Raw genomic sequence first — 14,418 nt, 5'->3', positions numbered from 1 at the left:
ACTTACCTTTTCTAAACTTCACTCCCAAAACTTTATGACCAGCACGAAATCCTTGTCCGGCACACTGTTGATACAGGCGGTGTGCCCGGACCGCTTCTGACACAATGACCCCGCCAGAGCTCTGGCGGGGTCATGTTACCAAAGGACCGCGACAGGCCGATGAATCAGAATGCCGCCTGAATACGTCCGGCCACCGAGTTACCGGTACGGCCCATCAGGTCATACAACTGGCTGTTGCGGGTCACGATGAAGTGGTTAAAATCCAGCATGAAACGGAAATGACGGTTGGGATACCAGTTCACGCCCGCCGACCAGACCGTCTGCTGCCCGCCCCGCACGCTGCCGATACCGCCAAGGTTGCTGTTCAGGTCCGCCACACTGTAACGCGCGGACAGTTCCAGCGCACCCCAGTCGCCCGTAGCGGGGTTGAAGGGGTGTTCCACACCAGGGGCGGAGAACGCACCTTCTTTGATGTTATACGACCGTCCCTTGCCAAACAGGGTATAGTTCGCCGCGCCGTAATACCCTTCGAAATTGGCGGCAGGCATGTTGCCCGTGGCCTCGGTTCCCTTGCGCTGCACGCCGATATGGTAATATTCGCCCTTCAGCGTCAGGCGCTTCCAGCGGAAGCCGAGTTCGGGACCAGCAGACCAGACGGTGCCCGCATTCCCGACCGTGGCGGACAGCAGCTTTGTCGTCGTCAGGTTGACTTCAGGTGCTTCGCTGGGGGAATAGACGCGGCCATTGGCGGTTTCATTCACCTTGAACGCGCTGATGGCCGACAGGCCGACATGCAGGTCAACATCGCGCGAGACATAGGGACGGCCCGCAACACGGAACGTCGCACCCGTCTGGCTGTCGCTGACGACGGCGGACGAACGGTTGCCATAGCTCTGGCCCGTCACGTAACCCGCAATCCACCAGCGTTTGGCATAATGCAGGGCACCAAGGCTGAAGCGCGCATCGCCCGCGGCGATGTTACGCACGATATCGGTGATGGCGGGACGTTCCATCATTTCGAATTCGTTGGAGCTTTCGGAATCTTCCTCGGTCACGCGCGGCTGAAAGTAACCGGCGGTCAGCACCGTATGGTGGATACCTGCATAATTCAGGTTCGCTTCATACAGCGTCACCGCGCCATCCGCGCTGCCTGCGCCGAAATCAGGCGTGATATTCGCAATCCAGTTCTTGTAACGGAAGGAGATGGGGATACGCAGGCGACGCGCATTTTCCGTCATGCCGGGAAACAGGCCCTTCGTTTCCCCCGCACGCGGGGACATGCCCATGAACCCGCCAAGGTCTTCATGGAACGCAAGGCCGATCTGAAGGGCATAGGCGCCATCCTCGGACGAGATGGTGGGACGACCGCCGGGGAAGCCGATCATCATGCCACCAAAATGAACGGCCTCTTCCTTTTCCGTCGCGGCACGGAACGATTTCCACGACGAATCAATCCCACGGTCGGACGGCGGCGTACCCACGTCGGATGAACGCAGCATGCCGCTGACCGACCCATTCATCCCCGGCCCCGTATCCCCACCAATCGCGATATCATTCGCCATGGCGGGGGACATCGGTGCGCCGGCCGGACGGGCCATCGCATGACGGACCGGCTGCTGGCCTGCGGTGGTGCGTCCTTCCGCACGGACAAGACGCTGACGCAGGGCGCTGATCTGCCCCGACATCTCACGCCGCATTTCCTGCATCTCCCGCTGGAGTTGCTGGATCTGGGCATCCTGCGCGGACGTTGCACATGCCTTATGAACCGGCATGGTGCCCCACAAGGCAGAAGAAGCCAGAAAGAACGAAGCAGCAGACCGGCGAATCATCTTGTTCATTCCGTAAATAAAAGATGATCGTGATGTAATCTGTTCGCGCTTTATTGTGTGTTATGTTTCCAAGACAGTTTCATGAAGGTTTTATGACAGCCGCGCATGCGCAAAAACCTGCCCCTTTCGGGGCAGGTCCACAACGCGGTCGCGGATTTATAACTGCTGAAAGGCTGTTATTACTGCGCGCTGTCCCACTTTTGCAGGATATCGGCCTTCACACTGGCGGGCACCGGCACGTAATCCAGGCGGTTGGCGGCCTTGTCGCCGCTTTGCAGGGCATGGCCAAAGAACTTGCGCACTGCCGCACCGTGTTCCGCCTTGGACACCGGCACGTAAACCATCACATAGGTCGGCGACACGATGGGCCATGCGCCCGCACCATCGGTGTCGATCAGGTCCACCGCGAAGTGCGATGCCCCCTTCCAGTCGGCGGCTTCGGCCGCACGGCTGAAACTGTCGAGGCCGGCGGCAACGAACGCACCGCTATGGTTCTTCAGCTTGACCGTCGCCATGTGGGTATTGGCGGCGAAGGCATATTCCACGTAACCGATCGCACCTTCGGTATTGCGCACGGACGCCGCCACGCCGTCATTGCCACGCGCGCCGATCCCACCGGGCCATGAAATGGACGCTCCGGCGCCCTGCGCGCCCTTCCATTCCGGTGAGACGCGGGACAGGTAGGCCGTGAACACGGCGGTCGTGCCCGACCCATCCGCACGATGCACGGTGGCGATGGCGGTATCCGGCAGCTTTACACCGGGGTTCAGGGCCACGATCTTCGGATCGTTCCACTGCGTGATATCACCACGGTAAATGGCGGCAAGCGTCGGGCCATCAAGCTGCAGCGAACCTGCGGGCACACCAGGCACGTTGACGACCGGCACGATGCCGCCCATCACGGTCGGGAATTGAAACAGGTGCGCGGCATCAAGCTTCTGCGGGTCCATCGGCACGTCGGATGCGCCAAAATCAACAGTCTTGGCCAGGATCTGGTTCTGGCCCGCGCTGGAACCGACCGTCTGGTAATTCAGGCTGACACCGATCGAATTGCGGCTGTCCGCGCCCCACGCGCCATAAATGGGCGCGGCGAAGCTGGACCCCGCCCCCGTGATGTCGGCGGCATGCGCCATGACAGGAGCCGCGGTCGCCGCAAGGGCAAGCGCCAGAAATCGGACAGGAAAGTACATAATACTTGTGTTCCCCAATACAACAACCAGATACCAGGTGAATATCCAGCGAACGCGGGCAAATATAACGACGAATTCAGGGGGTAGGATTATATATCCGTGACAGTTTTGTGACAGAAATATGAACCCCCATCCGCGCATGCGGGCGGCCAGAACGCACCGCATCCTGAATGCAGGCATTCCCCGAGGCCAGAAGGCAGGGGCAAAAAAGATCCCGCCCATCCCGGCAATGTTGACGCAAAATCCTGCCAGAAACCCTTTCGTGGTTCCCGCCCACCATACAACATGACTGCCACGGCCTGCTGAACGATGCTTTCACTGAAATGATAAAGGTCTTTGACGAGGCTTTGATTTCTGAAAAAACAGCAATACCGGAAACTTTTGTCATTCCTTAGCGGCTGTCTGAACAGTTTGCACCAACACCCACTGAAATAATAAAAGATTGTTTGAAAATAAGGAAAGTTTTTATGTGCTGCCTTTTGATCGAAAAAGGCGGCGTCTTCTGAAGCTTTTTAGAAAAAGCTTCACCAAAAACCTTTATAATTTTAGGGTGTTATCGATCCTGACTTTTCAAACAATCTCCAAAGTATTTCGGTAAGTTTTTCCCAAAAATCTTTCAAACACATAATATTTCAAAAATAAAATTCCACATTTCTTCTCAATGGGCTGCTTTCAGACAGTCTCTTCGAGACTGTCTGAAAAGATCATGAGATAATAAAAGTTTTTGGTGAAGCTTTTTTCAAAAAGCTTCAAAAGACGTCGCCTTTTTCAATCGAAAGGCAACACAAAAAATCTTTTCCTATTGTTTATCAAACGCTTGTTTTCAAACAGCCCCTTACAGATCCTGATCCGCGATCCCCCCACGCGGCCGCAGGACCGGCAGGATACGTCCCGTCGCGGCATAAAAAACGCGTTCAGAGATATTGGTGGCGTGGTCGCCAATACGTTCTAGATTCTTGGCAATGAACAGCAGATGCGTACAGGGCCCGATATTGCGCGGGTCCTCCATCATATATGTCACCAGTTCGCGGAACATGGAGACATAGAGTTCGTCCACCGCCATATCCGACTGCCAGACCTCCCGCGCCAGATCGGGGTCACGCCGGTCCATCGCATCAATGGTGCGACGCAGGTTTTCCTGCACCAGACGCCCCATGCTGCGCAAACCGGTGACTGACACGGGATAGGACAGCAGTTCCCCACGCAGCGCACGGCGCGCGATCGACGCCGCACAGTCGCCGATACGTTCAAGATCACCCGAGATCTTGAGCGCGGAAACCACTTCGCGCAGGTCGCCCGCCATCGGCGCACGCAGCGCCAGCAGACGGATCACCAGTGCCTCGGTCTGGCGTTCAAGGTCATCGACCTTGGGGTCAAGTTCGGGGGCCTCCATGGCTGCTTCTTCGTCATGATCCACAACGGCGGCGATCGCCTGTGATGTCTGACGTTCGACAAGGCCACCCATCTGGCTGATGAGGGAGCGCAGGTGTTCGAGTTCCTGCTCGTAGCTATGAACCGTATGCGCTGATTCGTTCGGCATGCTCGATATTTCCTGTATCAGCCAAAGCGGCCCGTGATGTAATCCTGTGTCTGCTTCTTGTGAGGTGCGGTGAACATCTGGTCGGCGGTATCGACCTCCACCAGTTCCCCCATATAGAAAAATGCAACCCGGTCCGCGCAGCGCGCCGCCTGCTGCAGGTTGTGCGTCACGATGGCGATGGAGAAATCACGCTTGAGTTCATCAAGCAGTTCCTCGATCCGTGCAGTGGAAATCGGGTCAAGCGCACTGGTCGGTTCATCCAGCAGGATGACTTCGGGGCGGGTGGCGATGGTGCGCGCGATGCACAGGCGCTGCTGCTGCCCACCTGACAGGGCGGCCGCGGATGCCCCCAGGCGGTCGCGCACCTCCGGCCACAGCGCCACGCGCTTGAGCACATCTTCCACGCGCTGGTCCATGTCAGAACGTGACAGCCGTTCATGCAGGCGCACGCCAAAGGCAATGTTGTCATATATGGACATCGGAAACGGTGTTGGTTTTTGGAACACCATGCCAATGCGCGAACGCAGGACATTCACATCCACGCCCGGCGCGATGATGTTGCGACCATCGAACATCACCTCCCCCGTCGCGCGCTGCCCCGGGTAAAGGTCATACATCCGGTTGAGGATACGCAGCAGGGTCGATTTTCCGCATCCCGACGGACCGATCATGCCAGTCACCTGACGTTCGGGGAAATCAAGCGAAATCCCCTTGAGCGCATGATTGGTCCCATACCAGAAATCAAGGTTGCGTATGGACAGCGCGGGCGGCGCGACATCCGTGACCCCACGGGCCACATCATCCATGACAATCGTATTCATTATTTTACGGATCCATTACGCAAGAGCCACCAGCGGGCAAGGATGCTGGTCGCAAGGACAGCGGCGGTAATCAGCAGGGCGCCAGTCCACGCCATCTGTACCCAGTCATCATAGGCCGATCCCGCATACTGGTAGATCGTGACGGGAAGGCTGGCCATCGGGGCATTCAGGCTGGTGGACCAGTTGAGGTTCCCAAGCGACGTGAACAGCAACGGCGCGGTTTCACCCGAAATACGCGCCAGCGCCAGCAGCACGCCGGTCATGATGCCACCACGCGCGGCACGCAGGCAAACGCTGAGGATCACGCGCCATGATGGCGCACCCAGCGCATAGGCCGCCTCACGCATGGCGCGCGGGACAAGGCGCAACATGTCCTCGGTCGTGCGCACCACGACGGGAATGAACAGGATCGTCAGGGCGAACATACCCGCCCATCCCGAAAAATGCCCCGCCGGTTCGACAAAGATCAGATAGACGAACAGGCCGACAAGGATGGAGGGCACCGAAAGCATCATGTCCGAGACAAACCGCACAAGCGAGACGATACGCCCATCGCACGAAAACTCTGACAGATACACGCCCGCCATCATGCCAAGCGGCGTGCCGATCAGGGCGGCAAGGCCCGTCTGTTCCAGACTGCCGACGATGGCGTTGGCCAGGCCGCCACCCGTTCCGGGGGCCGCCGTGCTGTGGGTAAAGGTCGGCAGCGACAGCCCCGCCCCGCCGCGCACGATCAGCGTCCAGAGGATGGAAAACAGCAGATATACGACCACGACGGTCGCAACGATGCACGCAACGCCCACGGCGCGGTCCGTGATGCGGCGGCGGATGGCCTGCGCCCCGCCACGCTGCCACCCGCCGGTGGCGGGGGCGACAGGGGGGCTGGCCGGTGTCATGGCCTGTGTGCTGGTCGGGTTCTGGGCCGACATGGCGTCACCCTTTCCTTATTCCGCAGCGCCGCGACGCAGGAAAATGCGCGAGCAGGCCAGCGTAATGAACGAAATGATCATCAGGATCGCGCCAAGCGCCAGCAGCGCCGACAGTTTCAGGCTGCCGGCCGGGCTTTCGGGGAATTCCAGCGCGATCAGCGATGCGATCGTATTGCCGGGCGCAAACAGCGACCATCCCATATGGTTGGCATTGCCGATAACGAAGGTCACGGCCATCGTCTCCCCCAGCGCACGGCCGGTACCCAGCATGATCCCGCCCATCACCGCCTGACGTGACCATGGCACGACGACCTTGCGCATCACTTCCCACCGGGTGGCGCCAAGGCCAAAGGCACTTTCCTTCAGCACGGCGGGGATGGAGGTGAAGACATCACTCATCACCGAACAGATGAACGGCGTGACCATCAGCGCCAGCACGACCCCACCCGTCAGCAGCCCGGTGCCATAGGGCGCGCCACTGAACAGCAGCCCGACCCCCGGCACATGACCCAGCATATGCTTGGTCGCGGGTTCGACATGATGGGCCATGAACGGCACGACAATGAAAAAGCCCCACATGCCAAAGATGATCGACGGCACGGCGGCCAGAAGCTGCACGGCGGTTTCAATCACGCGCGCCAGTGCGGGCGGCGCCATTTCCACCAGCCAGAAGGCCACCCCGAACGCGAATGGCACGGCAAAGACAAGGGCCACGAGCGTAGTCACCAGGGTGCCGAAGATGGACGTCGCCGCCCCGAAATGCTGCGTTACCGGATCCCATGCGGTGCTGGTGAAAAACTGCGGGCCGAAATTGGCCAGCGCGCGCCAGCCACCGGCGACAAGGACAATGATGATCCCGGCCATGACCAGAAGTATGAGCCAGCCCGCCATGCGCGCGACCAGCCCGAACACAATGTCACCACGCCGATCCGACACTGCCGTATCCTTGGTGGTTTCATCCGAAATTGTGGTAGGAGCCATGTATTGCGCCATGTCTTTTCCTGATATGCGTAACGCATCTTCAGGGTTAGACAATGACAACGTGCAGGATCAATAATAATCCTTCAACACATATGTTAAGTTTTTATGACAGCCCACCTGCCTCTACTGTCATGCAAAGTTCATTTATTTCGTCTTGCCCGTAACCCGTTCTATCCGGCATAGCGGGCGCGAATGCACGATATGTGCACATAAAGACAAAGACAGCAGGCAGGACATGTTTGAATCCAGCATCGTTGAAATCAACGGGATCACCTTGGGCGTCGTCTTGCGCGACCACCGTGACGGGCCGTGCAGTTTCCGCGCCCTGCATGAACGCACCATCCAGATGAACGGCCGCAGCTATGCCACGATGGAGGATGCGCGCGCCCATGCCCGCAGCCTGATGCGCATGGGAAATGCCTGCCGCCCGATGCCCGAAGCCGCCTGTGGGCTGCATGCCTGAACATCAGGGGTGGAATTCCTGAAAATTCCCGACACACCGCCGTTTGCAGACAGGCGGCGTGCCGGGGGGCTTTTTATTTTCATGATGTCACCTTGCCCACGGGCGTAAGCAGCATACGCACCAGATACAGGCACGACAGCACGACCTGACGCTGCTGCATGGCCTGTGGCGTTGCGGGAACCTGTTGTGCGACCCGCCCCTCGATCATCCGCAAAGTGCCATGCTCGCCCGCCCGCCCCTGATGCCAACGCCGCATGAACAGCGCCAGCGCCTGCCGTGTGGCGGGGGGCAGGTCATTGCGGCGTGCGACATCACGCAATGCAATCACACTCAAGCCCAGCGTCATCGCCCGTAACTGCGCCCGCATGTACTCTTCGACCATGTCCGGCGGCACGGTGGCGGAATTACGCAATATCCGCACAAGGCTGCCCGCGCAGGCCGCCAGCCATTGATGTGCGGAGGCATGTTCCCGCCCCGCGCCCAGCCCCCGCAGGCGACGTGCGGTCCATGCCGCCGTACGGCGCATGTGGGAATCGATACGGAACGGCACGACGATGCGATAGGTCAGGATCGCGAACAGGATGCTGCACAAAAACGCCAGCGTCCCGTTCAGGAACGCCGCCTCGTCAATGCGTCCCTGGTTCATTGGGCCAACCAGCACCGGCAGGAACATGTTGAATGAAAATGCATATCCCGCCGTCGCTGCATTACGCGCGGCAAGGCCACCGATGGTCATGGGCACCAGCAATGCCAGCACCAGCATTTCCGGTGCGGTCATTGCGGGAATGACCCAGAACGCCAGCACCGTGCCCACACCCGCGCAGTACAGCCCCCCTTTGAAAAACGGCGTGCCCGCGATGACCGGATTTTCACGTGTCGCCAGCAGGCCATACACCAGCGCGAGGAAGGAAATGAACGCCGCCCCCTGCCGCCATGCCGTGACCTCCCACACCAGCCATGCGCCAAGGATGGCGCAGGACGCACGCACGCCATTTTCCAGCGCCTCCACCGCATGGCGACGGGAAACGACGCGAAAGCGGAAACGGTCATGGCGCACGGGATGGTCACTGGCATGGATTTCGGACAGGACATGCCCCACCTGCGCCAGGAGTTCCATGAACAGGGCGGCCATGGCCGGATGCGCCGCCGTCGCCTGCCGGTCACGCCAGATGGCCTGCAGGCGCGCAACCCCCGCCCGCATCCCCCCACCAGCACGCAGCACCGCGCACAGTTCGCGCCTATATTCCCACGCGTCATGACCCGCATCCGGCGCATGTATCCCCCCCGCCAGCAACAGCGACACCCCGCGCGCCCGCGCCAGCAGGCCCAGCATCGCCGCAAGGGCGGCACGCGCATGGTCCCCGGTCCGGCTGCCGGGTTCGAGTTCAAGCTCGCTGAACTCCACCTGACTGTTGAAGGCCACCAGTTCCCCCAACGTCGCCCCCATCGCGGTGGACGGGACCTCCCCCTCCAGCAGGTCCGCCACCGTGCGCGTCGTATTGCCGAACGCCACCATCAGGCGCGTATGCAATGCCTGGCGCGCATGGGGGGCGACAGAGGGCATGAACACGATCGCCAGCGTCGCCTCGCACACCACGCCCAACACGATATAGCTGGTGCGCGCCACGCTGATATCGAACACATGGTCGGGTTCCAGGATCGCGCCGGTTGCGATGATGGCCGATGTGAAACCCGTCAGCACCAGCCCATAGGCCCGGTAATTGTCCAGCAGCGTCGCCCCCGCGCAACACAGGCCGATCCATACCGCCAGCGCACAGAAAAACAGGCCCGGCGCCTGTGGAAATGCCGCAATCAGCGCCATGGCGGCAACAGAGCCCACCAACGTCCCCCCCACACGCCACCGCGCCTTCGCCAGACTTTCCCCGCGTGAGGACTGCGCCACCACCCACACCGTCAGCGGTGCCCATTGCGGGCTGTCGAGTTCCATCCACATCGCGATCAGCAGCGACAGGATCGCGGCGAACGCCGTACGCAGGGCAAAGGCGAAATCCGCCAGCGAAGGGGCATACAGCCACGACAGCCTGCGCACAAAAGGCGGCAGGAGGGCGGAAAACGTGTCGGGATCGTGGGGGCGCGCGGTCATGGCGTGGGCACCATGCAAATCCGCCCCCGCATGGGTCCAATCGTTTGTCGTGATGATATGATAAGGAGGGATTATGAAAGCCGGATTCGCCGCACCTTGCGAAACCTGATGGCAAAGACCTGACCACGGCCCTTCAGAAAGCTACCTGAAAAAACAGCATCAGTATCATGCCGGAATTAGAGGCTGTTTGAACAGTCAGTCTCAATAACATACTTAAATTATAAATGTTCTTTAGTGACGCATTCCGTGAAAATCTTCAGAAGACACCGCCTCTTTCGATTAAAAGTCGGAACCTAAAAACTTTTCTTTTTTTATCAATGATTTTTTCAAACACTCTCTTCTGGAAATTTCCGGTAAAGATTTTCAAGGCGGCTTTGGGGAAGGCAGCCTCCAGAAATCCCATAATTCCCGTGGGCTTCTTTCCAAACAGTCTTTAGATGGCACCATGACGGGCGGCATCACCCTGATGGGGCCGGAAACCTTTCTGCCTCATTCTTTCTGACGACAAAAGACCCTTCCCCTTACACACAAAACACATCATCGGTCCGCAAGCGCATACATACCTCCCAAACACGCGCCAGAACGGCGGACGGGTTGGGCTGGCGCAGGCGCACGATCGCCACCTCCGGCGCGACACAGGGCACGATGGGACAGGTACGCAGGCCCGCACCGCCCACGACCTCCGGCAGGGCCGCAACCGGCAGGATGCTGCACAGGCGACCCGCGCGCAGTTCGGAATGCAGCAGGCTGATGGAATCCGTCTCCAGCATGATGGTCGGGGTGACACCGGCCTCACGAAAGCCGGCATCAATGATCTGGCGGCTGCGCAGGTTGCGGGTAAACAGGCACAGCGGAATGGACGCGACCTCCGCCCAGTCACATTCGGACCGGTCAGGCACGGGGGCCGACAGCGCACCCGCCAGCACATACTGTTCCGCATAAAGTGGCCGCACATCGAACGCGCCCCCCAGCGGGACCTGATCGAGATAGGTTACACCCAACTGCACCTCATGTTCGCGCAACATACGCGCGATTTCGCCTGCCGCGGCGGAGCGGACTTCCTGATGCAGGCTGGGGATGGCGGTGCGGAAGCTTTCCAGCAGCAACGGAATGGTCAGCAGCGCAGGCGGCATCACCGCAACCGACAGCGACCCGCCCGATACGTCCTGTGCGAACGCGGCCTCCTGCTTTAACCCGTCAAGCGCCGCAAGCGTCTGCTTGGCCCATGCCAGCACCCGCCGCCCCTCCTCCGTCAGGCCAAGAAAGCGGCGGTTGCGATGGATGACGCACACACCAAGTTCGTTTTCAAGCTGCCTGATCCCTGCCGACAATGCGGGCTGCGACACACCGCAATGTTCCGCCGCACGGGAAAAGTGGCGGAAACGATCAAGGGCGATCAGGTAGGTCAACTGGCGCAGGAACACGGCATATCCGTCAGGTCAGGGGCAATGCCCCCGTTTTATAGAAGGTGCCTGTTTGAGGACAGCCAAGAGAAGTTCCAGATGCCGCCCTTTCCCTTAAGAAGCTGTTTGAAAAGTCAGACGCGATAACATCCTGAAATCATAAAGGTTTTTGGTGAAGCTTTTTCTAAAAAGCTTCAGAAGACGCCGCCTTTTTCGATCAAAAGGCGGCACCCAAAAACTTTTCTTTTTTATCAGTGCGTTATTTTCAAAAAATCCCTAATGCATTGATAATAAATTGGAAATTTCAGATGTTCCTTTGAAAGATCGTTGCCAAAAAAGAGCCTACCCTACATACCGCGCAAGGAACGGCGCCGTGACACTGCCGGTGGCCTGCGCCACTGCCTGCGGTGTGCCGGCCGCGACGATCGTGCCGCCTTCTTCACCTGCACCGGGCCCCATGTCGATCACCCAGTCCCCGCCCGCGACCATGCGCATGTCATGTTCGGCCACGATCACGGTATTCCCCTGATCCACCAGTTCATGCAGGTGTGCCGACAGGCGATCCACGTCAGAAGGATGCAGCCCGGTCGTCGGTTCATCCAGCACATACAGCGTATGCCCACGCCGCTGTTTCTGAAGTTCGGTCGCAAGCTTGATGCGCTGCGCCTCGCCCCCCGACAGTTCGGTCGCAGGCTGACCCAGCCGCAGGTGCCCAAGGCCGCTGCGTTGCAGGATCGACAGACACGTCGCGGCGTTGGGCACATCCGACAGAAACGCCAGCGCCTGATCCACATTCATCGCCAGCACATCGGCGATGGAACGGTCGCGATATGTCACCTCCAGCACCTCCGGCCGGTAACGCGCGCCATGACATGTCGGGCACGGGGCATAGACACTGGGCAGGAACAGCAGTTCAACCATCACCGAGCCAGCCCCCTGGCAGTGCGGGCACCGTCCCTTGGCCAGGTTGAAGGAAAACCACCCCGCATCATACCTGCGCGCGCGGGCAAGGTCGGTACGGGCATACAGCCTGCGCACAATGTCGAACAGGCCGGTATAGGTCGCAAGGTTTGAACGCGGGGTGCGACCGATGGGCTTCTGGTCAATCACCACAAGGCGCCCGATCCCCTCCAGCCCGGAGGCGATGCGCCCCTCGAGATGGCGGATTTCCGGGGTCGGGGCCTGCGTGTCCCCGTCGTCGTCGTCCGCCACCGGCAGGGCCTGCCCCAGTGCGCGCGCGACGATGCCCGTCAGCGCATGACTGACCAGCGAGGATTTCCCCGACCCCGAAATCCCGGTCACGGATGTAAACGCCCCCAATGGAAAGGCGGCCTCCAGCCCGTCAAGATTGTTCCAGTGAATATCCGCAAGCCTCAGCCAGCCCTGCGGCGTGCGCGGCGTATGGGTTACGGCCTGCGACGTGGCGAACAGGTACTCGCGCGTGCGTGACGCCGCGACATCGCGCAACCCCTGCGGCGGGCCGCAATACAGGATTTCGCCCCCACGCTCCCCCGCCTCCGGCCCGACATCGACAATCCATGCGGCGTGACGGATGACATCAAGGTTATGTTCGACCAGAAACAGCGAATTGCCCGCCGCACACAGCCGCCCCAACGCACCCAGCAACGCCTGCGTATCGGCCGGATGCAAACCCGATGACGGTTCGTCAAGCACATAGACCACGCCAAACAGGCTGGAATGGATCTGCGTTCCCAGACGCAGGCGTTGGTACTCACCGGGCGAGAGCGTCTGCACCCCGCGTTCCATCTGCAGGTATCCAAGCCCGAGCTGCATCAGCACGTCGATGCGCGCGACCATGTCGGCGGCAATCCGGCGCGCCGCGATCGCGATGGCATCGTCACCCGTACCCGCGGCCATATCGGCCACGCCTGCAAGCACGCCACGGATACGCCCAAGCGGCAGCGCCCCCATCGCCGCGATGTTCATCCCCGCGAACGTCACACGCAGCGCATCGGGGTTCAGCCTCTGCCCATGACAGAGCGGACAGTCGGTGGAGATCATGAACGACGCCGCGCGCGCGCGCATGTTCGCACTTTGCGAATTGGCGAAGGTCTGTGTGACGTATCGGCGCGCACCGGTGAATGTTCCCTGATACGCGGGTTCAACCCCACGGGCGATCGCGGCCTGCACCTGCGCATGCGTCAGGCCCGGATAGATCGGGACAGTGGGCGTTTCATCGGTAAACAGAATCCAGTCACGCGTCTTGCGCGGCAGGTCGCGCCAGGGGCAATCCACATCAATGCCCATGGTAATCAGGATATCGCGCAGGTTCTGCCCCTGCCATGCGGTGGGCCACGCGGCGACGGCGCGATCGCGGATCGACAGGCCGTCATCGGGGACCAACGTGGCCTGCGTCACATCATGGACACGGCCCAGCCCGTGACAGCGCGGGCACGCCCCCATGGGCGTGTTGGGGGAAAATGATTCCGCCTCCAGCCGTGCCAGACCGGGAGGATAGGTGCCCGCGCGCGAATAGAGCATGCGCAGCAGGTTCGACAGCGTGGTGATGCTGCCGACCGATGACCGGCCCGAACTGCCGCCGCGCTGCTGCTGCAACGCGATGGCGGGGGGCAGGCCATCGACAATGTCCACATCAGGCACCGGCATCTGCTGAAACAGACGCCGTGCATAGGGAGAGACGGATTCAAGGTACCTGCGCTGTGCCTCTGCATATAAGGTACCAAACGCCAGAGAGGACTTGCCCGATCCCGATACCCCGGTGAACACCACCATGGTATCGCGCGGCACATCAATCTCCACATCACGCAGGTTATGTTCGCGCGCACCGCGCACACGCACGAAATTCCGCCGGTCCGGTGATATGGGGGGGGTGGATGGCGGCATGATGCGAACTCCGGCATAAGGTCACGCCATGATCCCACCGCGCGCGCGCACGTTCAACCCCGCCACCTGCATAGGCATAATTGAGTACATGGGCATGGTACCGGCACGGACAGTACGGCCCGTCACATGTCCCGGCATAGCGGGGTATTATCCATCTTTGGCATTTATCCTGCCGGGATGAACGGGCGCATCGTTACAACATAAACGGCGAAAACCTCAATAATGCCCACAATAATCGTCATTTCACGGGCATGGTGTTGCATGCGCGCACTGTCATGAAACCTTCACATGAA

At 60.2% G+C, this 14,418-nt stretch carries 10 protein-coding genes; 1 reads left to right on the top strand and 9 read right to left on the bottom strand.

The window, feature by feature from the left end; genetic code table 11:
- Nucleotides 1-164: 164 nt before the first annotated feature.
- The 6 genes from FYB92_RS03055 to pstC form a co-directional block, all read right to left on the bottom strand.
- Entirely contained in the window at nt 165-1,838 is a 1,674-nt protein-coding gene (locus tag FYB92_RS03055; RefSeq protein ID WP_408902197.1) for an OprO/OprP family phosphate-selective porin, read from the bottom strand.
- A gap of 170 nt (nt 1,839-2,008) precedes the next feature.
- Nucleotides 2,009-3,019 (bottom strand): phosphate ABC transporter substrate-binding protein PstS, encoded by a 1,011-nt coding sequence (pstS, locus tag FYB92_RS03050; protein WP_332828147.1) that lies wholly within the window; start codon nt 3,017-3,019, stop codon nt 2,009-2,011.
- An 835-nt stretch (nt 3,020-3,854) separates the two neighbouring features.
- Nucleotides 3,855-4,559 carry a phosphate signaling complex protein PhoU gene (gene phoU / locus FYB92_RS03045; protein ID WP_003621507.1) on the bottom strand — a complete coding sequence of 235 codons (705 nt, stop codon included), beginning with the start codon at nt 4,557-4,559 and terminating at the stop codon, nt 3,855-3,857.
- Between the two features lie 17 nt (nt 4,560-4,576).
- Nucleotides 4,577-5,380 (bottom strand): phosphate ABC transporter ATP-binding protein PstB, encoded by an 804-nt coding sequence (gene pstB / locus FYB92_RS03040; RefSeq protein ID WP_003621506.1) that lies wholly within the window; start codon nt 5,378-5,380, stop codon nt 4,577-4,579.
- The gene (gene pstA, locus FYB92_RS03035) at nt 5,380-6,276 is read right to left on the bottom strand and encodes a phosphate ABC transporter permease PstA (RefSeq protein ID WP_040512685.1); all 897 of its coding nucleotides are present in this window, start codon (nt 6,274-6,276) and stop codon (nt 5,380-5,382) included. Before pstA ends, pstB begins: the two co-directional genes overlap by 1 nt.
- Before the next feature lie 48 nt (nt 6,277-6,324).
- On the bottom strand, nt 6,325-7,290 hold the full coding sequence (pstC, locus tag FYB92_RS03030) for a phosphate ABC transporter permease subunit PstC (protein WP_048859155.1): 966 nt from the start codon (nt 7,288-7,290) through the stop codon (nt 6,325-6,327).
- A 235-nt stretch (nt 7,291-7,525) separates the two neighbouring features.
- Between pstC and FYB92_RS03025 the strand changes: the two genes are divergently transcribed.
- Complete coding sequence (locus tag FYB92_RS03025; RefSeq protein WP_003621501.1) at nt 7,526-7,753, top strand: hypothetical protein; 228 nt, start codon at nt 7,526-7,528, stop codon at nt 7,751-7,753.
- Between the two features lie 79 nt (nt 7,754-7,832).
- Here the strand turns inward: FYB92_RS03025 and FYB92_RS03020 are convergent, their stop codons facing one another.
- From FYB92_RS03020 to FYB92_RS03010, 3 genes are all read right to left on the bottom strand, one after another.
- Nucleotides 7,833-9,857 (bottom strand): FUSC family protein, encoded by a 2,025-nt coding sequence (locus FYB92_RS03020; RefSeq protein ID WP_192265472.1) that lies wholly within the window; start codon nt 9,855-9,857, stop codon nt 7,833-7,835.
- Nucleotides 9,858-10,378: 521 nt separating this feature from the next.
- A complete protein-coding gene (locus tag FYB92_RS03015; RefSeq protein WP_062809570.1) occupies nt 10,379-11,281 on the bottom strand; it encodes a LysR family transcriptional regulator in 903 nt (300 codons plus the stop codon).
- A 321-nt stretch (nt 11,282-11,602) separates the two neighbouring features.
- Nucleotides 11,603-14,125, bottom strand: coding sequence for an excinuclease ABC subunit UvrA (locus FYB92_RS03010; RefSeq protein WP_332828146.1), 2,523 nt, complete (start codon nt 14,123-14,125; stop codon nt 11,603-11,605).
- Nucleotides 14,126-14,418: the final 293 nt, after the last annotated feature.

This window comes from Novacetimonas sp. GS1, from assembly GCF_036686925.1.
GTDB lineage: Bacteria > Pseudomonadota > Alphaproteobacteria > Acetobacterales > Acetobacteraceae > Novacetimonas > Novacetimonas hansenii.
Note: the sequence above shows the minus strand (reverse complement) of the source record. Positions and strands in the feature narration are given on the sequence as shown.

Bases quoted from the DNA above. Each gene is read 5' to 3' on its own strand.
- FYB92_RS03010 (WP_332828146.1), bottom strand. From the start codon at position 14,125: ATGCCGCCATCCACCCCCCCCATATCACCGGACCGGCGGAATTTCGTG.
- pstB (WP_003621506.1), bottom strand. From the start codon at position 5,380: ATGAATACGATTGTCATGGATGATGTGGCCCGTGGGGTCACGGATGTC.
- FYB92_RS03055 (WP_408902197.1), bottom strand. From the start codon at position 1,838: ATGAACAAGATGATTCGCCGGTCTGCTGCTTCGTTCTTTCTGGCTTCT.
- FYB92_RS03020 (WP_192265472.1), bottom strand. From the start codon at position 9,857: ATGACCGCGCGCCCCCACGATCCCGACACGTTTTCCGCCCTCCTGCCG.
- pstC (WP_048859155.1), bottom strand. From the start codon at position 7,290: ATGGCTCCTACCACAATTTCGGATGAAACCACCAAGGATACGGCAGTG.
- phoU (WP_003621507.1), bottom strand. From the start codon at position 4,559: ATGCCGAACGAATCAGCGCATACGGTTCATAGCTACGAGCAGGAACTC.
- pstS (WP_332828147.1), bottom strand. From the start codon at position 3,019: ATGTACTTTCCTGTCCGATTTCTGGCGCTTGCCCTTGCGGCGACCGCG.
- pstA (WP_040512685.1), bottom strand. From the start codon at position 6,276: ATGACACCGGCCAGCCCCCCTGTCGCCCCCGCCACCGGCGGGTGGCAG.
- FYB92_RS03025 (WP_003621501.1), top strand. From the start codon at position 7,526: ATGTTTGAATCCAGCATCGTTGAAATCAACGGGATCACCTTGGGCGTC.